Annotated in this window: 14 protein-coding genes; 11 read left to right on the top strand and 3 right to left on the bottom strand. The window is 44.5% G+C overall.

What is annotated here, in order from left to right:
• Positions 1-71: 71 nt before the first annotated feature.
• Positions 72-536, top strand: a complete 465-nt coding sequence (locus tag BMI76_RS01580; protein ID WP_075345877.1) for a CtsR family transcriptional regulator — start codon at positions 72-74, stop codon at positions 534-536.
• The gene (locus tag BMI76_RS01575) at positions 533-2,974 is read left to right on the top strand and encodes an ATP-dependent Clp protease ATP-binding subunit (RefSeq protein ID WP_075345876.1); all 2,442 of its coding nucleotides are present in this window, start codon (positions 533-535) and stop codon (positions 2,972-2,974) included. The genes BMI76_RS01580 and BMI76_RS01575 overlap by 4 nt, the downstream gene beginning before the upstream one ends.
• 374 nt (positions 2,975-3,348) lie before the next feature.
• On the opposite strand, the gene dusB is transcribed toward BMI76_RS01575, so the two are convergent.
• Entirely contained in the window at positions 3,349-4,329 is a 981-nt protein-coding gene (dusB, locus tag BMI76_RS01570) for a tRNA dihydrouridine synthase DusB (RefSeq protein ID WP_075345875.1), read from the bottom strand.
• Positions 4,316-5,188: an Hsp33 family molecular chaperone HslO gene (hslO, locus tag BMI76_RS01565; RefSeq protein WP_075345874.1), complete on the bottom strand. Its 873-nt coding sequence runs from the start codon at positions 5,186-5,188 to the stop codon at positions 4,316-4,318. Before hslO ends, dusB begins: the two co-directional genes overlap by 14 nt.
• Before the next feature lie 156 nt (positions 5,189-5,344).
• On the opposite strand from hslO, the gene BMI76_RS01560 reads away from it, so the two are divergent.
• Positions 5,345-5,947: a nitroreductase family protein gene (locus BMI76_RS01560; protein WP_075345873.1), complete on the top strand. Its 603-nt coding sequence runs from the start codon at positions 5,345-5,347 to the stop codon at positions 5,945-5,947.
• A 128-nt stretch (positions 5,948-6,075) separates the two neighbouring features.
• Here BMI76_RS01560 and gshAB read toward each other — a convergent pair whose 3' ends face one another.
• Positions 6,076-8,346 carry a bifunctional glutamate--cysteine ligase GshA/glutathione synthetase GshB gene (gene gshAB, locus BMI76_RS01555; RefSeq protein ID WP_075345872.1) on the bottom strand — a complete coding sequence of 757 codons (2,271 nt, stop codon included), beginning with the start codon at positions 8,344-8,346 and terminating at the stop codon, positions 6,076-6,078.
• 321 nt (positions 8,347-8,667) lie between these two features.
• Here gshAB and BMI76_RS01550 point away from each other — a divergent pair, with 321 nt between their 5' ends.
• The 8 genes from BMI76_RS01550 (at position 8,668) to BMI76_RS01515 (ending at position 19,825) form a co-directional block, all read left to right on the top strand.
• A complete protein-coding gene (locus BMI76_RS01550) occupies positions 8,668-9,960 on the top strand; it encodes an adenylosuccinate synthase (RefSeq protein WP_075345871.1) in 1,293 nt (430 codons plus the stop codon).
• Between the two features lie 291 nt (positions 9,961-10,251).
• Entirely contained in the window at positions 10,252-12,189 is a 1,938-nt protein-coding gene (locus BMI76_RS01545) for a transcription antiterminator (RefSeq protein ID WP_075345870.1), read from the top strand.
• Between the two features lie 35 nt (positions 12,190-12,224).
• A complete protein-coding gene (locus tag BMI76_RS01540) occupies positions 12,225-12,698 on the top strand; it encodes a PTS sugar transporter subunit IIA (RefSeq protein ID WP_075345869.1) in 474 nt (157 codons plus the stop codon).
• 12 nt (positions 12,699-12,710) lie between these two features.
• Positions 12,711-13,010 carry a PTS sugar transporter subunit IIB gene (locus tag BMI76_RS01535; RefSeq protein WP_075345868.1) on the top strand — a complete coding sequence of 100 codons (300 nt, stop codon included), beginning with the start codon at positions 12,711-12,713 and terminating at the stop codon, positions 13,008-13,010.
• 37 nt (positions 13,011-13,047) lie between these two features.
• Positions 13,048-14,316 (top strand): PTS galactitol transporter subunit IIC, encoded by a 1,269-nt coding sequence (locus BMI76_RS01530; RefSeq protein WP_075345867.1) that lies wholly within the window; start codon positions 13,048-13,050, stop codon positions 14,314-14,316.
• Positions 14,317-14,349: 33 nt separating this feature from the next.
• Entirely contained in the window at positions 14,350-15,417 is a 1,068-nt protein-coding gene (locus BMI76_RS01525) for a zinc-binding dehydrogenase (RefSeq protein ID WP_075345866.1), read from the top strand.
• A gap of 220 nt (positions 15,418-15,637) precedes the next feature.
• Positions 15,638-18,001, top strand: coding sequence for a phosphoketolase (locus BMI76_RS01520; RefSeq protein WP_075345865.1), 2,364 nt, complete (start codon positions 15,638-15,640; stop codon positions 17,999-18,001).
• Between the two features lie 366 nt (positions 18,002-18,367).
• Positions 18,368-19,825 (top strand): PTS ascorbate transporter subunit IIC, encoded by a 1,458-nt coding sequence (locus tag BMI76_RS01515; RefSeq protein ID WP_075345864.1) that lies wholly within the window; start codon positions 18,368-18,370, stop codon positions 19,823-19,825.
• Positions 19,826-19,871: the final 46 nt, after the last annotated feature.

The raw sequence follows: 19,871 nt of genomic DNA, 5'->3' as shown, positions 1-19,871 counted from the left end.
TTTCCAAAAGTATGATTTTTCGGTATAATAAGGTCAGTTATAGTCAAAGTGACTGGGAAGGAGTCGATATCATGACATCAAAAAATACGTCTGACAGTATTGAAGAATATATTAAAAAGATACTGGCTCAGTCTGGTTTTGCAGAAATTAAGAGAAGTGCTTTGGCGGACAGTTTCAGTGTTGTTCCCAGTCAGATCAACTATGTGATTAAGACACGCTTTACCGAGAGCCGCGGCTACCTTGTTGAAAGCAAGCGCGGCGGCGGCGGCTATATTCGAATTGCTAAAATTCATTTTTCAGACCAGCATCAGATGCTTAACAATCTGGAAGCAAACATTGGTGAGCAAATCAGTGAGCAGGTTTTTGCGGATATTATTCAGCTGCTCTTTGATGAAAAGATTATCAGTGAGCGTGAAGGAAATATTATTTTGTCGGCTGCCGGAGACGAAGTTCTGGGTGCAGACAGTCCTAAAATTCGGGCCCGCATGCTTCGCAAGATACTACAACGTTTAGACAGAAAAGGATACCATCTATGACCGATTATTCATTGAAAATGCAGGAAGTTTTCCGGCTGGCTCAGTTTGAAGCTGCCCGCTTTGAAAGCTCCTATCTTGAAAGCTGGCACGTCCTTCTTGCCATGGTTGAAATTGACAGTTCAGTAGCCGGCCTGAGTTTTGCTGAATTTGAAGACGATGTCCAGTTTGAAGACTATCAGGCGGCAGCTATATTGGCGGTTGGCAGAAGACCTAAGAAGCCAAGCGGTGAGATTACTTTGCTGGAACAGTCAAAGGCTTTGAGTAAAACTCTGGCAGAAGCTTCTGCCATCAGTCAAGCGACTCGTGCCAAGGAAGTAGGAACGGAGCATGTCTTGTTTGCTATGCTGCTCAATCCTAATTTGCTGGCAACGCGGATTTTAGAATTAGTCGGTTTTCAAATCAAGGACGACGGCGAGTCTGTCCGCCTGCTTGATTTGCGCAAGGCTGTTGAACGCTATGCAGGTTTCTCAAAAGAAGATATCAAAGCCATCTTTGAAATGCGTAAGCCCAAGAAAATCAAAAACAACGGCAATTTCTCCGACTTAATGAAGCCGCCCAGCCTGACAGGCGAATTGGCTGATTTCACACGGGATTTGACCGATCTGGCCCGCAAAGGACGTTTGGAGCCTGTTATTGGCCGGGAGAAGGAAATCTCACGCATGATTCAGATTTTAAGCCGCAAGACAAAAAATAATCCTGTCTTAGTTGGGGATGCCGGAGTTGGTAAAACAGCGCTGGCTTACGGACTGGCCCAGCGTATCGTGGACAGCGCGGTGCCTTTTGAACTGGCCGATATGAAAGTCTTGGAACTGGATATGATGAGCGTTGTTGCCGGAACGCGTTTCCGCGGGGACTTTGAAGAGCGTATGAATCAGATTATTGCGGATATTGAGGCAGACGGGCACATTATTCTCTTTATTGATGAGCTGCATACTATTATGGGCTCCGGCAGCGGAATCGACAGCACTTTGGATGCGGCTAATATTCTCAAACCGGCCTTAGCGCGAGGTAGTCTCAGAACTATTGGTGCTACAACTCAGGAAGAATATCAAAAGCATATTGAAAAGGATTCTGCCCTGTCCCGCCGCTTTGCCAAAGTAACCATTGAAGAGCCGAGCGAAGAAGAGGCATATCAAATTTTGCTTGGCTTAAAGAAAAATTATGAAGATTATCACCATGTGACGATTTCTGCTGCTGCTGTCAAAACAGCCGTCAAAGCAGCGCACCGTTACCTGACCAGCAAGAATCTGCCTGATTCGGCTATTGATTTGTTGGATGAGGCCAGTGCGACCGTGCAGGGCTTGGTGAAAAAAGAGGCACCTGCCTTTCTGACAGACTTGGATCAAGCCATTATTGATAAAGATATAGCTGCTGCCCGCCGTTTATTGAAAAAAGAGGAAAAACCTCTGCTTAAAAAACGTGTTGCAGTCAGCGAGGATGCGATTTTAGAAACCTTGAGCAAGCTTTCTGGAATTCCGGTAAACAAGCTGACTCAGGCAGACAGCAAAAAGTACCTCAATCTGGAAAAAGAACTGCATAAGCGTGTTATCGGTCAGGATACAGCAATTTCTGCGGTGAGCCGTGCCATCCGCCGGAATCAGTCAGGTATTCGAATTGGAAAACGTCCGATCGGCTCCTTTATGTTTCTGGGACCGACCGGTGTCGGTAAGACAGAATTGGCCAAGGCCTTGGCAGAAGTCCTCTTTGATGATGAATCGGCTCTCATTCGTTTTGATATGAGTGAGTACATGGAAAAATTCGCAGCTTCCCGCCTCAACGGAGCCCCTCCGGGCTATGTCGGCTATGAAGAGGGGGGCGAGCTGACTGAAAAAGTTCGCAACAAGCCTTATTCTGTGCTGCTCTTTGATGAGGTTGAAAAAGCCCATCCGGACATTTTCAATGTTCTCTTGCAGGTGCTGGATGATGGGGTTCTGACTGACAGCCGCGGCCGCAAGGTTGATTTTTCAAATACGATTATTATTATGACTTCAAACCTTGGAGCGACAGCTCTTCGTGACGATAAGACAGTCGGTTTTGGGGCCAAGGATTTTTCTCAGGATTATAAGGCCATGGAAAGTCGGATTTTGGAGGAACTAAAAAAAGCTTACCGTCCTGAATTCATTAACCGTATTGATGAAAAAGTTGTCTTTCATAATCTTACTCAGGAAAATATGCGTGATGTTGTCAAAATTATGGTGCAGCCGCTGGTTGCTCATTTGGCCGAACAAGGCATTGTTCTGAAATTCCAAAGCTCAGCGCTCAAGCATTTGGCGCAGATCGGCTACGATGCAGAAATGGGAGCGCGTCCGCTTCGCAGAAGTCTTCAAACTGAGGTCGAAGATAAACTGGCAGAGCTTGTTCTCTCGGGAGAACTCTCCAGCGGACAGACACTGAAAATCGGTATTCAAAAAGATAAACTCAAATTTGATATTGTCTGATATATAAAACAGAAGAGGCTCGGTAAAACTCGTCCAGTATTCCTGTTTTGGAATAAGCTCTTGATGCAATGGTTGGGAGTAAGACTTGTTGGCTGCGCCTTACCCCTGCACAGTTTATTGAGTGCTTTAGCACCAATGAACCACTGCTAGCTGGCTTTCCTTTTGCCTAAATAAAATCGGTGTTTTTGTGAGCATTATTAAAAAGCTTGGAAAATTATTTTTTCCAAGCTTTTTAAAGTAAACATCTTTTTAGGACAGATAGGCTTAAAGGCAGCAGTTTTCTTTGCAGCTCTTAGAGCTTGACGGATTCTTTGGCTCAAGAAAGAAGTCTGGATGAGATAAGTCCGAAAAAACTGTTGGACAGAGCGCGTTGGTTATGAGTAAATCCCATCAAAAATAGCTGTCACGTCAGCCAAAGTTTCTGCCCGAGAGACGGCTGATCTGATTTTAGCAGCGCCGGATGTACCGCGGAGATAGTGCGGTGCCAAGCCGCGGAATTCTCTGACAGCAATAGTTTCACCCTTAAGATTAACTAAGCGTTTCAGATGGTCTTGGGCAATTTCCAGCATTTTGCTGAAAGGCAGATTGTCTAAGATTTCTCCGGTTTCAAAATAGTGGTTGATTTGGGTAAAGATATAAGGATTGCTTCTGGCAGCGCGTCCGACCATAACGGCATCGGCACCTACCTCATCAATCATAAATTTAGCGTCCTCGACAGAACGAATATCCCCATTGGCGATAAAAGGAACCTTAGTGATGGCCTGGGCTACTTTAGCCAGTGTTTCATGGTCGCAATGGCCGGTGTACATTTGTTCGCGTGTGCGTCCGTGCATGGCGAGAGCAGCAACGCCGGCAGACTCAGCAGCCAGAGCGTTTTCGACGGCCAAAGAAGGTTCTGACCAGCCTGTCCGCATTTTGACTGTCAGTGGAATGTCAAGGACAGATTTAACGGTTGAAACAACCGAATAAATCTTATCAGGATTTTTGAGCCACATGGCTCCTGCCTCGTTCTTAACGATTTTATTCACCGGGCAGCCCATGTTAATGTCTACAAGGTCAGCCTGAGTGTTGGTCTGAATGAATTCAGCTGCGCGTGCCAGACTGTCACCGTCGCTGCCAAAAAGCTGGATAGAAACAGGATGCTCTTCTTCATCAATATGAAGCATGTGCAGTGTTTTTTCATTGTTGTATTGAATGCCCTTGTCTGATACCATCTCCATCACAACGAGTCCGGCTCCGAATTCCTTAGCAATGGTGCGGAAGGCAGAATTGGTGACACCAGCCATGGGTGCTAAGACAGTACGATGGGGGATTTCTACTCCACCAATCCTAAATGAGCTGTTAAGCTTGGTCATGAATCATCTCCTCTAAATCATTTTCGTTAAATTGGTAAGTTCTCCCGCAGAATTGACAGACAATCTCTGCGCCGTGGTCGTGCTCTTTCATTTCCTTAAGGTCATCCGCCGGCAGAGTCTTGAGAGCTTCTTCAAAACGCTTGCGCGAGCAGTCGCAGGCAAAGCGGATTTCCTCTTCAGAGAGCACCTTGTACTCATCTTCGCCGTAAAGTGCTGAAAGCAGGGCTTCAATAGGATTATCGGCTTCCAAGAGGCTTGAAATAGCAGGCATTGCTTGGATACGCTTCTCATAGCGGGTGATTTCCTCATCAGAAGCTTCAGGCAAAACCTGCAGCATAAAGCCGCCAGCGACTTTGACCTTGTCTTTGTCATCCAAAAGAACATTTAACCCTACTGCGGAGGGCGTTTGTTCACTTTCTGTCAGATAGTAGGTCAAATCTTCTCCGATTTCTCCGGATACCAGAGGTGTAGATGAGGTGTAGGGATTTCCGATACCATAGTCTGTGATGACGACGAACTGTCCATGTCCCATAAAAGGACCGACCAGAACTTCGCCTGTTGCGGTTTTCTTAATGTCAACCCCTTTATTTTGAATATAGCCCTTGACATTGCCTTTGGTATCAGCTACTGAGATGATGTGCCCAAAAGAAGAATCGCCGATGACCTTGACCGTTACCTTGCTGTCACCCTTTTGATTGGCAGCCAAAATTTGATTGGCAATCAGTGTACGGCCTAAGGCAACTGTCGAGCTTGAAAGGGTTTGATGTTTTTCCTGTGCTGTCCGAACTGTCTCAGTACTGTCGAGCACATAAGCACGGAAAGCACCCGATGCTGAAATTGATTTAATAAGTTTGTCCATACCTTTTATTTTAACATAAATTGAGGGAAGTAGCAGGACGGAAACTCTGTAAAAACAGGCTGTCAGCAGTTTTATAAAAAAGCAAGCAAATTAATTGATACTAATTAGTAATAACTATATAATAGTCTTACAAATACAAATGGAGGCTATTATACTATGTCAAACTTTTTAGATTTACAAAAACAGCGCCGCAGCATTTATGCCTTGGGTAAAAATGTTGCCTTATCAGAAGCCGAACTTGCTGATGTGATTAAAAATGCTATCAAACAGGCACCTTCAGCTTTCAACTCACAAACCAGCCGGGCAGTCATCTTGTTTGGTGAAGAATCCAATAATTTTTGGAACAAGATTGCTTACAGTGAGTTAGAAAAAGTAACACCAGCTGAAGCTTTTGAAGGAACAAAAGCTAAATTAGAAAGCTTTGCAGCCGGCGTTGGAACGATTCTCTTTTTTGAAGATCAGGATATTGTTAAAAATCTGGAAGAAAATTTCCCTCTCTACGCGGACAACTTCAAGCCATGGTCTGAACAAGCGCACGGTATTGCTCTTTATGCAGCTTGGCTGGCTTTGGCTGAACAAAACATTGGAATGAGTGTGCAGCACTACAACCCTCTTGTTGATGCCCAGGTTGCTGAAAAATATGGTCTGCCGGCTAATTGGAAACTGCGTGCTCAGGCACCGTTTGGCTCTATCGAAGCTCCGGCAGGCGACAAAGAATTTGCAGCGGATCAGGACCGTTTCAAAGTTTTTGGAGCTTAAATTAGAATAACCTGCAAAGCAAGGCAGCTCCTTAGGCCGAGCTTGCATGCTGTGACATTTTAAAAAACATAAAAAGCGACATGCTGACAGTTTCTATCTGTTTTGCGTGTCGCTTTTTGTTTCTGACTTTAGTCTAAATGGATAGGGACTTCAGGGAACAATTTAGCCAGTATTTTTCCAGTAATCACCTGTCCCGGACCTTCCTGACAGTAGGTGTGCATGTACATGGACGGGTTAAAATTGAGCTCAATACAAGTACAATGCGGATTTTCCTTAGTTGCTTTTAAAGTGGTATCCGGAATAATCAAGTCAACGCCGCAGGCCCAGGCTCCCATGGCTGTAGCCATATCAGCAGCCAGCTGCTTGTAGCTGCTGTCCATTTCCTCAGTTATATCAATGGAATCTCCGCCTGTTGAAATGTTTGAATTGCCGCGCAAATTCACCTTGACGCCGGCTGGCAAAATACTCTCTGGGGTGCAGCCTTGCTGCTGCAGCATGAGGCATTCAATGTCACCGAGTTCGATGATTTCAAGCGGTGAGCGGTGATTTCGGCCCCGCAGCGGGTTTTTATTTTTTTGCTCAACCAGCTGAGAAACAGTGCTGTGACCATCACCGACCACATTTGCGGCAACCCGCAGCAGAACAGCTTCGCATTTGCCGTCAAGGACAAAAAAGCGGTATTCAGTTCCGGCAACAAATTCTTCAACCAAAACAGAAGAGTCTTCAAGAAAGGCAATACCCAGTGCCTTTTCATAAGCGCTCAGGCTGGCAGGCGCTTCAAAAATGGAAATGCCCAGACCGAAATTAGTTGATTTGGGTTTAACAACGATAGCCTGTTTTTCAACTTGCTGATAATAGCGGAGCGCCTCGTCCTTGCTGTCGAATTCTGCACCGGCAGGAACCGGATAGCCGTGTTCTCTTAGGATTTTTTTGGTTACAACTTTATTAGCCATGGCCAAGGGAACAACATAGTTGTCTTTAGATGTCATGTTGCCGTTTTTGACATATTCAATATGGCTGCCGTGCCAGAGCTTGAGAAACTGATCGCTCTCATCTAAAATATCAAAATGAATCCCCTTTTGGATGGCGTCAAAAAGGAGCATTTGTGTTGAGAGTTCCATGGTTTCATAGCCTTTAAGAGCATAGTAGGCCTCCCAGGCATAGTCATGGTATTCCTTCCCCTTTTGCTGACCGAATGTTTCCAAGGACAGGTTATCAAGGTGTTTTGAAAGCCGGCCGCCAACAGTCAGTTCGGGATTATTGATTTGATCTTTGATATCGGCCAGAAGCTGTTCATAGTAGGCAGGCAGCTGGAAATGCCTGATCAGCTCTTCCATAGCTGTCAGGACATCTTGGTAAGGAGCCTCTTGTGGCAGCTTTTCCAAGGGATGGCTGAGAGCGATTTTTTCGTTAAGTTCTGCAGCCTTCTCCACTGTCTGATTGACTTCCTGAGGAGCGTCGAGCCAAAGCATAGCCAGGGTAAAGAGATGAACGCTGTCGATGGTTTCCTGCGTAATACCGCAATTGTCAAAGGGATTCAGGTCAAAGCAGCGGAATTCTAAGTAAGTAATGCCCTTGGTGAGGTAGTCTCGGCTGTACTTGCTGCCGCGCAGGCGAACAGCTGAGTAAAATTCTTTCTCGGCAGACAAGGCACCTGTGTCAACATAACGTTCAATGCTTGCGACGTAATTTTCCAGCCGATCAAAAGGAACCTTGACATCTGAGGTATTGACATAGCCTAAATGACTGTTTCTGAGCGAACGAACAGGGGTGGTTAATTCTTTTTCAAAGAAGCCTTGTTCGGCCAAGGGGCTGGCGCCATAGAGATAAGTCAAAAACCAGCGATAGGTCAGGAAATTTTGAGCTAATTTTAAATAAAGATCGTTTTTAAAGGGGATTAGAGACTGATAGCTGCTGCGCTCAAACAGTGATTTAAGCAGGTCGGCACCTAATTCGATATTGTAATGAATACCCGACATAGATTGGAGCATCTTGCCGTATTTTTCAGCCAGATGCTGACGGTAGGATAGCTCAAAAGGGTCTTCTAACCGAGCAATTTCAATCTCATCTTCTCTGATTTGCGGCGGCATGGACAGGGGCCAGAGATATTGATCGTTATCTATGCTGCGCTGAGCGACATCGGTAATAGCTCCTAAAAAGCGCAGCACTTCCTTGCTTGATTTGGCAATGGGGGTGATTAATTCTAGCTGAGGTTCGCTGTAGTCTGTCTGAATGTATGGATGATAGCTGCGAGATCCTAGTTTATGAGGATGAGGAGTCTGTGCTAAGCGCTGCGTCTTTTGATCAATACGCAGGCTCTCTCTTTCCAGTCCAAAAGTAGCTTGTAAGACGGGGAGGTTCTGCGGACTTTGCTGTAAAATCTGATCAATGTTTGACATATTCTTTCTCCTAAAAGATATTCTAGTTCTAGTTTACAAGAATGTTCGGAAAAACGCATGTTTCTGATACGAAATATTGAAAAACAGTCAGAAATTTCTTATAATAAATTGTAAGGCAAACCTGCAGGTGAAATTCCTGCCATGTTATAGCTGCTTAATAAGTTTGAGACCCTGCTGCTGGCAGAAATTTTCATTGGTTTCTGCTTTTATTTTGGCTTTCAGTATGTCTGAGGAGTGCCGGAGCTTAGGCAATCTGCTTTTTAGGGGTTATAGTTTTTAAGAAAGGATGAGGACTCTCTTTGTCAGAGTTCGTATCAGCATATGACATCAGTAGTAGTAGTTGGAACCCAGTGGGGAGATGAAGGCAAGGGGAAAATCACAGATTTTCTGTCAGCAGATGCCGAAGTGATTGCGCGCTATCAAGGCGGTGATAATGCCGGTCATACCATCGTTATTGACGGTAAAAAATTTAAACTGCATTTGATTCCGTCAGGCATTTTCTTCCCGGAAAAAATTTCGGTTATCGGCAATGGTGTGGTGGTCAATCCTAAGTCTTTGGTTGAGGAGCTGGCTTATTTGCACAAAGAAGGCGTTAGGACAGACAGTCTGCGTATTTCTGACCGTGCTCATATTATTCTGCCTTATCATATTAAACTTGATCAGCTGCAGGAAACTGCCAAGGGCGACAACAAGATTGGAACGACCAATAAGGGAATCGGTCCTGCTTATATGGACAAGGCGGCGCGTGTCGGCATTCGGATTGCTGATTTGCTGGATAAGGACATCTTTGCAGAGCGTCTGCGGTCCAATTTGGAAGAGAAAAACCGTCTTTTCAGCAAGATGTACGAGTGCGAAGAAATTGCTTTTGAGGATATCTTTGAAGAGTATTATGCCTACGGTCAGGAAATCAAGCAATATGTGACCGATACTTCCGTCATCTTAAATGATGCTCTGGATAAGGGCAAGCGTGTTCTGTTCGAAGGAGCACAGGGTGTTATGCTGGATATTGACCAAGGAACCTATCCTTTTGTAACTTCATCCAACCCGGTTGCGGGCGGTGTGACAATCGGCTCAGGTGTCGGTCCAAGTAAAATCAACAAGGTTGTCGGTGTCTGTAAGGCTTATACCAGCCGTGTTGGTGACGGACCTTTCCCGACAGAACTCTTTGATGAAATTGGAGACCGCATTCGTGAAATCGGTCATGAGTACGGAACAACAACAGGGCGGCCGCGCCGTGTCGGCTGGTTTGACTCAGTTGTTATGCGCCACAGCCGCCGTGTATCAGGCATTACCAACCTCAGTCTCAACTGTATTGATGTTCTCTCAGGGCTTGAGACAGTTAAGATCTGTGTCGCTTATGATCTGGACGGTCAGCGTATTGACCACTATCCAGCCAGCCTCGAGCAGCTCAAGCGCTGCAAGCCTATCTATGAGGAGCTGCCGGGTTGGTCTGAAGATATTACAGGTGTTCGCAGCCTTGAAGAGCTGCCGGAGAATGCCCGCAACTATGTTCGCCGTGTCGGCGAGCTTGTCGGTGTCCGCATTTCAACTTTCTCTGTTGGGCCGGACCGCGACCAGACCAATATTTTAGACAGTGTCTGGGCTAATATTTAGCAGGGATTATTAAATACATCAGTTTAAAAGAGCAGAGGCAAAAAGTCATTTTGCCTCTGCTCTTTTTGTCTGCTTTTTTTGAAAATAATGCCTGCAGAAAATAGATTTAATGAATTAGAAAGTTTTACGTTATTAATTTAATTAAATATTTATGAGAAAATCAAGAGGATTTATATTAAAGCTCTAACAGTGCTGATGTCAGCGCTTCCACATTAATGGGGAAGTAACTTGGCTTTGTTTTGTAAACGCAAACATTTATAATGAAACATATCAAAGAAAGGGGAATGACGTGTGAATTACAGACAGATAAGTATTTTACGAGATTTACTGTTAGTCGATGATTTCATTGCCGGCAAAACATTGGCTAATAAATACTCCGTCTCGACAAAAACCATCTACTCAGACCTGTCTTTCTTGAACAAAGAGATAGAAGAGCTGTCTGATAAAATCGAAAAAATTCCTCGGCGCGGCATACGCTTGGCCGTCAATGCCAATGAAAAAAAGCGTTTGGCAGATCTGCTGAATCATTTTCATGCTGAGGAAATGAAAGATATTTCCAGGGAATATCTGCTGCTGAAATCTCTGTTCTTTGATCAAAAGGAGATTGACATTATTGACTGGTCTGTTCAGTATTTTGTCAGTGAAACATCCGTCAGAAGGGATATTGATAAATTAGAAAATAAATTTACAGGTTATAAGATTCACATGGAGCGCCATAACGGCAGGTACAGGATTGTCGGACAGGAGCAGGAAATAAGGAAGTTTCTGAGGAACTATTTGATAACGGAGTTTCATCTGGGCCTGCATACAGTGACACACAATCCGCAGTTTGCATATTTCTTTCCAAAAGAAGAAATAGAACGTGTTATTTCCATTTTAAATCACTATGCGGCGACCTACCATTTCATTCTGAGTGAGCAGTACAGCATCTATTTAATTGTTGATCTGCTGATTGCAAAGATGCGCTATCTAAATGGCAGTACTATCGTATCAAATGACATGGTTCATTTCATCGAAAATCTTTCTTATTACGAAGTTTACACCTTTGCCGGCGATCTATTCAGAGAATTTGTCGGACTTAAGGATAAGCCCATGCCGCTCTTAGAGATTATTAATCTGTCTTACACCTTGCTGTCCGTTGGCTATGAAACCAATGACTTGATTGTCGGGGACCAGATTAATAATATTATCAAAAATCTGATCGAGCGCGTCAGCCAATTGCTCAGTATTGATTTGAGCGGCGACCGGCATCTTTTTAAGATGCTGATCAGCCATGTGCAGCCCATGATCTTTCGTCTGAAAAACAGAATCATGGTTAACAGTGACATCACTGAAGAAATCAAAAAGAAGTACAGCGTTCTTTACAATATTGTTTGGCTGTCCTGCCGTGAATTGTCAGATGCCTTCTCAATTGATATGACAGACGGGGAAATGGCCTTTTTGACCGTTCATTTTGAAATCGCTATTGAAAAGCTGGCCAAACCTTTGATGATCTATGTGGTCTGTCCCCAGGGACTGGCGACAACTGAGCTGATTATGACCTCCTTATCGCATGTGATTTCTAATTTTGACCACCTGATAAAAATTGATGCCAGTGAATTGACAGCAGACAAAATAAAGCAGGCAGATATGATTATCAGTTCCATTTCCTTGTCAGATATAGAGGTTGATGAGTCCAAGGTTATTTTTATCAGCCCGGTGCTGACTGATGCTGATTTGGAAAATTTGCAAAATCGGTATTTACAGCTTCAACAGGGGAACAGACGGGTTTTGTCTGTCATTGAAAATAAGGAAGCCTATACGAAATCACTGGTTCATAAGCTGATTGGAAAGAATGTTTTCTTAAAAGTTGACCAAAAGACGGTCAATGGCTGCATTGACTTTCTGGTTGAAAAATCCAGCCTTCAGAATCGCCAAAATCCATTGTACCGCAAGTCTATCCTCATCCGTGAGGACCTGGGAAGCACCAGTGTTTACACCGGAATCGCACTTCCGCATGCCCTGCCGGTTGCTGTGAGTGAATCACAATTGGTGATCATGACGCTGAAAAAACCTATTCGCTGGGGAAGCAATATGGTTAAGGTGATTATGTTAATTTCGATGTCTCAGGAAGATGAATTTTTTTACAAGGATGCCTTAATCAGCATTTATTCTAAGATTGACAGTTCAGAATACATCGATAAATTGTGGTACTCGCCGACTGTCACTGACTTTATAGAATTATTGTAAAAAAGCAGCTAATAGTAATGGAGGAGGTTAACATAATGGCTGAAAAAATGAAACTTGAAGATTATATAAGACCAGAACTTATTTTTGTTAATGAAAGCTTTAAATCAAGCAAGGATATGTTTGAAACAATCTATAAAAAAGCCTTTGATTTAGGTTATGTCTATGACACGTTTCTTGACAAAATCATCGAACGGGAAAAGAATTTTCCGACAGGTCTGCAGCTGGAAAAAATGGGTGTTGCTATTCCTCATACAGATGCTGAGTGCATCAAAAAAGAATTTGTCGCTATTGTGACAACCCAGCCGATTTCTTTTATGAGTATGGAAGATTTCAATCAATCGGTAGCAGCCGAGATAGCCTTTGTTTTGGGTCTGAAAGAGCCTCATGCCCAGCTTGAGATGCTTCAGTCGCTGATGGGCTTATTGCAGAATGCAGCATTACTGACGCAAATACGAAAGGTACATTCTGCAGAGGATCTTATCACTATTGTAAACACAAATAACATTTAAAGGAGACGTATTATGTCAAAAGTTAAAGTATTGGTAGCCTGCGGAGCGGGTATAGCAACTTCTACCGTTGTTATGAAAAAGATTGAAGATTTGTTTGCACGCAATCATATTGATGCCCAAATCACACAGATTAAAATTGCAGAAGCTGCGTCTAAGCAGGATTCAAATGATTTGCTGATTACGACAACCATGCTGCCGATGGAATATAAGATACCTGCTATCAAAGCAATGGCCTTCTTAACAGGAATCGGACAGGATAAGGTTGAGGCTCAGATTTTGGAAGAAGTGGCTAAAATACAGGCCAATCAATAATTTGCAGGACTTCATTATTATTTAAAAGGAGACGGTTATGGATACATTAACAACTGTTGTTCAAGGTATTTTGAATATGGGCTCAAGCGTAGTGCTCCCAATAATCATTTTTACTTTGGCAGTTATCTTTCGAGTTCCGGTGCGCAAGGCCATTACATCAGGCTTGACTGTAGGGATCGGTATGTTAGGAATCAGTCTGGTATTAGGACTCTTGTCCGATAATGTCGGCCCTGCAGCGCAGGCCATGGTTGAGAGATTTGGCTTGGAGCTTACTGTTGTGGATGCCGGCTGGCCGGCAGTCTCGGCAGCAACCTGGGCTCATCCGATTGCAGCGGTAATGATACCGGTCATCTTGCTTGTCAACCTCATCATGCTGGCCTTCAATTGGACCAAAACACTCAATATTGATATTTGGAATTACTGGCATATGAGTGCGGCAGCAGCAACTGGCTATATCGTAACTAAGAGCTTTTTCTGGGGCATTGTCTGCGGGATTGGCTATACCATTATTGTTCAGATCATTGCCGATAAAACAGCTCCTTATGTTCAGGAATATTATGGACTTGAAGGGGTTTCGATATCAACAGGTTCTGCTCAGGGGTATGCGATTCTTGGTATTCCCATTGCCTGGGCTGTCAGCAAGATTCCTGGTATCGGCAAACTTGATGTCAAACCCGAAACCATTCAAAAACGCTTTGGTATCTTTGGTGAACCAATGATCATGGGAATTATTATTGGCGGAGCGCTCGCAATTCTGGGCGGTTATAATGTTACCAAAATCCTTCAAACAGCCATGGCTATGGGTGCAGTTATGTTTATTCTGCCGCGCATGGTTAAGATTCTCATGGAAGGACTCATTCCCATTCAGGAAGCTGCTCAGACCATGCTGCAAAAACGGTATGCTGACCGTGAAATCTTCCTGGGAATGGATGCAGCTCTTGCAACAGGTTCTCCAGCAGCACTGTCAACAGGTCTCTTGATGGTGCCCATTACACTGCTTATTGCTGTTTTGCTGCCGGGCAACCGCGTGCTGCCATTTGCCGACTTAGCAACAATTCCTTTCTTTGCTGCCTTGGTTGTCCCAACTCGAAAAGGTAATATCCTGCATTCAGTTATTGCTTTGACTGTTGTTATTACCTTTGCTTTGTGGATGGCAACTGACTATGCGCCAGTTATGACGAAAATGGCAGAAGGGGTTGTCAAATTCCCTAAAGGCGCATCGCAAATTTCTAATTTTGACACGGGCGGAAATCTGCTTAACTGGATTTTCTTAAAACTCTCAGAATTAGTTAAATCAGTATTCTAACATAAGATCATTATTAGTATGGAGGAAAGTTAAATGAGTATTCCTAAGAAAATGAAAGCTGTTGTCAAATCAGCTCCCGGTTTTGATAACATGTCTCTGGAAGAAATTGATGTTCCGGAGGTCAAAGGGGACCGTGTCTTGATGAAGGTAGCCTACACAGGTATTTGCGGGACAGATATTCATACCTATAAGGGCGAATATAAAAACGCTGTCACTCCCCTAGTGCTGGGACATGAATTTTCCGGACAGGTCGTGGCTGTCGGTGAGGATGTGACAAAGGTCAAAGTGGGGGACCGCGTTACCAGCGAGACCACTTTTGATACCTGCGGCGAATGTGCTTACTGTAAAGAGAAAAAATACAATTTATGTGAAAAACGCTCCGGAATCGGTACAAAAGCTTTTGGCAGCATGGCTAATTATGTTCTGACACGCGAAGAAAGTGTGCATATTCTTCCGGATAATGTCAGCTATAAATTAGCAGCCATGTCAGAACCGCTGGCGTCCTGCGTACATGCCATGTATCAGCTGACGCCGCTGGACTTCCACGATACTATTCTTATCATCGGACCTGGGCCTATGGGGCTTTTATCCCTGCAGATTGCCAAAGAAATTGGAGCCTTTACCATCGTTTCAGGCGTTACTAAGGATGCCGACCGGCTGAAGATTGCTAAAGAATTAGGTGCCGATATTGTTGTCAACACGCAGGAAGAAGATCTGGCTCAAATTATAGCAGATGCTACCAATGGTGTGGGAGTAGATAAGGTTTATGACTGCTCAGGAGCCATTCCTGCTGTCAATGCGGCGCTTCCTCTGATTCGCAAGGGTGGCGTGCTGCAGCAAGTAGGACTGTTTGCCAAAGATTTAAACGAACTTGATGAACGAACCATCATTCAGCATGAAATCACTTATCAAGGTTCACGGTCACAAAACCCTTATGACTGGCCGATAGCGATTCATTTGGAAAGCAAAGGTGCTATTAATGAAGAAAAAATGGTAACTGCGGTCTTTGATTTGGAACATTGGCGGGATGCTTTTGAAGCCATGATGGCCGGTAAGGAGCTGAAAGTTCTCATTGCTTCGAATCCCGGAGAATTAGACTAATACTCAATCAAAATCAACAATAGACTAGACGACAAGCTATAGCTTTGATTGTTGAAAAGCAGAAGGTCAAAAAGGGTCTGGAAATAGAGTTAAGGTTGGCTGATTTCAGTTTGACTTATCTTAGATTATCAAGACGGGGCGTGCCCCTCTTAATCGACTGACTCCAGACTCTTTTTCTAAAGACATATATGCTCAAAAAATCACAAGGAGAATAAGGATTATGAATTTTGAATCAGATGACTATTTAAAGAAAGTAGATGCTTGGTGGCGTGCAGCCAACTATCTCTCAGCAGCTCAGATGTACTTGAAAGATAATTCTCTGTTAAAAAGAGAACTGACCCAAAATGACCTTAAAGTCCACCCTATCGGACACTGGGGCACTGTTCCGGGGCAAAACTTTATCTATGCTCATTTAAACCGTGCCATTAACAAGTATGATTTAGACATGTTTTATATTGAAGGGCCTGGACACGGCGGACAGGTGATGGTGTCTAATTCCTATTTGGACGGCAGTTACACTGAATTAAACCCTGAGATTACTCAAACAGAGGAAGGCTTTACCAAGCTCTGTAAAATCTTCTCTTTCCCAGGCGGTATTGCTTCGCACGCGGCTCCTGAAACGCCGGGCTCTATCCATGAAGGCGGTGAATTGGGTTACGCCATGTCACATGCGACTGGTGCAGTACTGGATAATCCGGATGTCATCGCTGCGACGGTTATTGGCGACGGCGAAGCTGAAACAGGTCCTTTAATGGCCGGCTGGCTGTCAAATACCTTTATCAACCCTGTTAATGACGGTGCTGTTCTGCCGATCCTCTATCTCAATGGCGGAAAAATCCACAACCCGACCATTCTGTCCCGCCGCACAGATGAGGAGCTGCAGCAATTCTTCCAAGGTCTGGGCTGGGATCCGATTTTTGTCGAAGTGAAAGAGCCAACTCTTGAATCGCATCGACTTATGGCTGAAAAACTGGATGAAGCGGTTGAAAAAATCAAGGCTATTCAGGCTGAAGCCCGTAAAAATCCGGCAGACCAAGCAGCTATGCCAGCATGGCCGGTACTTGTTGCCCGCATTCCTAAGGGCTGGACAGGTCCGAAAGAGTGGGAAGGGACACCTATCGAAGGCGGTTTCCGTGCTCACCAAGTCCCTATTCCGGTCGATGCCCATCACATGGAACATGTCGATGCTCTCTTGAAATGGCTGAAATCTTACCGGCCCGAAGAGCTGTTTGATGAAACCGGCCGCTTAATGCCTGAAATAGCAGCTATTTCGCCCAAAGGTGACCGGCGGATGTCAACCAATCCAATCACCAATGCAGGAATCCTTAAACCGATGAACACTGCCGATTGGAAGAAATTTGCTATAGATACCGTAAAACCGGGTGCTGTGGTTGCTCAGGACATGATAGAATTTGGGAAGTATGCGGCTGATTTAGTGGAAGCCAATCCTGATAATTTCCGTATCTTTGGTCCTGACGAATCCAAATCCAATCGTCTCAATGAAGTGTTCAAAAAGACCAACCGTCAATGGCTGGCTCGCCGGGATGAAAGTTATGATGAATGGCTCAGTCCTGCCGGGCGCGTGATTGACTCGCAGCTGTCAGAACATCAGGCTGAAGGCTTTTTGGAAGGCTATGTTTTAACAGGACGCCACGGCTTCTTTGCTTCCTACGAATCCTTCCTGCGTGTGGTTGATACAATGATTACCCAGCACTTTAAGTGGCTGCGTAAATCCAAAACCCACACTAGCTGGCGCAAAAATTACCCATCTTTGAATTTAATTTCAACCTCAACTGTCTTCCAGCAGGATCACAATGGCTATACCCACCAGGATCCGGGTATTTTAACGCACTTGTCTGAAAAAACACCGGAATTTATCCGTGAATACCTGCCGGCAGATACCAACTCCTTGCTGGCTGTTATGGACAAGGCCTTGAAATCAGAAGATAAAATTAATTTAGTCGTGACTTCTAAGCATCCTCGCCCGCAGTTTTATTCTGCTAAGGAGGCTGAGGAATTGGTTCAAAAAGGTTATAAGGTGATTGACTGGGCCTCTACCGATAAGGGGCAGGAACCTGATGTGGTCTTTGCAGCAGCCGGAACGGAACCCAACCTAGAAGCTTTGGCAGCTATCAGCATTCTGCACAAAGAATTTCCAGAGCTGAAAATTCGTTTTGTCAATGTTGTTGATATCCTGAAGCTTCGCCACCCTAGTGTGGATTCCAGAGGCCTGAGCGATGAGGAATTCGATGATGTCTTTACAAAAGATAAGCCTGTTATTTTCGCTTTCCATGCCTATGAAGGCATGATTAGGGATATCTTTTTCACTCGGCACAATCATAATCTTCACGTTCACGGCTACCGCGAAAACGGGGATATCACCACGCCGTTTGATATGCGGGTGCTGTCCGAACTGGACCGTTTCCACTTAGCTCAGGATGCTGCACTGGCTGCCTTAGGAGATAGGGCTTCTGAATTTGCCCAAGCAATGGATGAGAAAGTCTCTTATCACAGACAGTATATTCGGGAGCATGGCGACGATATTCCAGAAGTTAATCAGTGGCAGTGGGAAAACCTAAACTGATTGCTGCTGTTTGTCAAACAGCGACTGCGATTGCCTGTATAACTCCGTATTCTTAAAGGAATGCGGAGTTTTTTGCTGTGATTTTAGCTCGTTGTTTCTACAGTGCGAAACAATGGGCCACTGCCTCACACTATAAAAGTTTAAGGCTGGGACACTGCTGTCCCGGCTTTTTTATGAGTTAAACATTCGCATAACAAGGCAGCCTACAGCTCTTTAGGGTCTGGAGAATGTCTTTGTTCCTTTCATAAAATCTTTCAGCCCAATTTTGAACACTTGCATGTGTGATTATTGGTCTTGTTGTGAGCGTTTTCAGCAATTATAATAAAGCTATAAAACCTAACAAACTTTTAGAAAAGAGGAAAAACAATGAACATTCTTTTAGATGTCCTTAACTGGTTCTCGCAAAATATTTTGCAAAAACCGGCCTTCTTCGTTGGTTTGCTGGTACTGATCGGTTACCTGCTGCTGAAGAAGCCTTTACATGATGTTTTTGCAGGATTTGTCAAAGCGACAGTTGGTTACATGATTCTGGATGTGGCCGCTGCTGGTCTGGTAACCACTTTCCGCCCGATTTTGGCAGCTCTCAATTACAAATTTAATATCGGTGCGGCGGTTATTGATCCCTACTTTGGACTGACAGCAGCCAATGAAAAAATTGCTCAGGAATTTCCTCAATTTATCGGTACGGCGACATCAGCCCTTCTGATCGGCTTTTTCTTTAATATTCTTCTTGTTGCCCTTCGCAAGGTAACCAAGATTCGCACTCTGTTCATCACAGGACACATCATGGTGCAGCAGGCTGCAACGGTCACTTTGATGGTTATTCTCTTGATTCCGGCCTTCCGCAATCAATTTTGGGGGACTTTGGCAGTAGGAATTATCTGCGGCCTTTACTGGGCTGTCAGCTCCAACCTTACCGTTGAACCAACTCAGCGCCTGACAGGCGGCGGCGGTTTTGCAATCGGGCACCAACAGCAATTTGCCATCTGGTTCGCTGATAAATTTGCACCAAAACTCGGTAAAAAAGAAGAAAATCTGGACAATCTGAAACTCCCAGCTTTTCTTAACATTTTCCACGATACAGTCGTTGCTTCAGCAACCTTAATGCTGGTTTTCTTTGGCGCTATCCTTGCAGTCTTAGGTCCGGACATCATGGCCAATCCTAAGGTCATCACTACAGGAACTCTGTTTGATCCGACGAAACAGTCTTACTTCATGTATGTCATTCAAACTGCTTTCACCTTCTCTGTTTACCTCTTCATTTTGATGCAGGGCGTTCGCATGTTCGTTGGTGAGCTGACCAATGCCTTCCAAGGGATTTCCAACAAACTTCTGCCTGGATCATTTCCAGCGGTTGACGTGGCAGCATCGTACGGATTTGGCTCGCCAAGTGCAGTGCTCTTTGGTTTTGCAACTGGTCTCATCGGACAGCTGATTACCATTGTCCTTCTCATTGTCTTTAAAAATCCAGTCCTGATTATTACAGGATTCGTTCCGGTCTTCTTTGATAATGCGGCTATTGCGGTTTACGCGGATAAGCGCGGCGGCTGGAAGGCAGCTGTAATTCTCTCCTTCATATCAGGTGTGCTTCAGGTTGTCTTAGGTGCCGTAGCGGTTGCCCTTCTGGGTCTGGCTAACTTTGGCGGTTACCACGGTAATATTGACTTTGAAATTCCATGGGTACCGTTTGCTTATCTCTTTAAGTATGCAGGTCCTATCGGTTATGCCCTTGTAGCTCTTTTCTTACTTGCTATCCCGCAAATTCAATTTGCCAGAGCAAAAAATAAGGACGCTTACTATCGCGGAGATGTTCAAGGACAATAGTGCCTTAATCACAGTTTAGACGAAATAATAACATTACTATCATCAG

The sequence above is a fragment of the Streptococcus sp. 'caviae' genome (assembly GCF_001937065.1).
Taxonomy (GTDB): Bacteria; Bacillota; Bacilli; order Lactobacillales; family Streptococcaceae; genus Streptococcus.
The sequence above is the reverse complement of the archived record's forward strand: the minus strand, read 5'-3'. Positions and strand labels throughout refer to the sequence as shown.

What these genes read in the sequence shown, in the direction of transcription:
- BMI76_RS01525 (WP_075345866.1), top strand. Translation starts at nt 14,350, where the DNA reads ATGAGTATTCCTAAGAAAATGAAAGCTGTTGTCAAATCAGCTCCCGGT.
- BMI76_RS01560 (WP_075345873.1), top strand. Translation starts at nt 5,345, where the DNA reads ATGTCAAACTTTTTAGATTTACAAAAACAGCGCCGCAGCATTTATGCC.
- BMI76_RS01540 (WP_075345869.1), top strand. Translation starts at nt 12,225, where the DNA reads ATGGCTGAAAAAATGAAACTTGAAGATTATATAAGACCAGAACTTATT.
- BMI76_RS01515 (WP_075345864.1), top strand. Translation starts at nt 18,368, where the DNA reads ATGAACATTCTTTTAGATGTCCTTAACTGGTTCTCGCAAAATATTTTG.
- dusB (WP_075345875.1), bottom strand. Translation starts at nt 4,329, where the DNA reads ATGACCAAGCTTAACAGCTCATTTAGGATTGGTGGAGTAGAAATCCCC.
- BMI76_RS01575 (WP_075345876.1), top strand. Translation starts at nt 533, where the DNA reads ATGACCGATTATTCATTGAAAATGCAGGAAGTTTTCCGGCTGGCTCAG.
- BMI76_RS01535 (WP_075345868.1), top strand. Translation starts at nt 12,711, where the DNA reads ATGTCAAAAGTTAAAGTATTGGTAGCCTGCGGAGCGGGTATAGCAACT.
- hslO (WP_075345874.1), bottom strand. Translation starts at nt 5,188, where the DNA reads ATGGACAAACTTATTAAATCAATTTCAGCATCGGGTGCTTTCCGTGCT.
- BMI76_RS01550 (WP_075345871.1), top strand. Translation starts at nt 8,668, where the DNA reads ATGACATCAGTAGTAGTAGTTGGAACCCAGTGGGGAGATGAAGGCAAG.
- BMI76_RS01530 (WP_075345867.1), top strand. Translation starts at nt 13,048, where the DNA reads ATGGATACATTAACAACTGTTGTTCAAGGTATTTTGAATATGGGCTCA.
- BMI76_RS01580 (WP_075345877.1), top strand. Translation starts at nt 72, where the DNA reads ATGACATCAAAAAATACGTCTGACAGTATTGAAGAATATATTAAAAAG.
- BMI76_RS01520 (WP_075345865.1), top strand. Translation starts at nt 15,638, where the DNA reads ATGAATTTTGAATCAGATGACTATTTAAAGAAAGTAGATGCTTGGTGG.
- gshAB (WP_075345872.1), bottom strand. Translation starts at nt 8,346, where the DNA reads ATGTCAAACATTGATCAGATTTTACAGCAAAGTCCGCAGAACCTCCCC.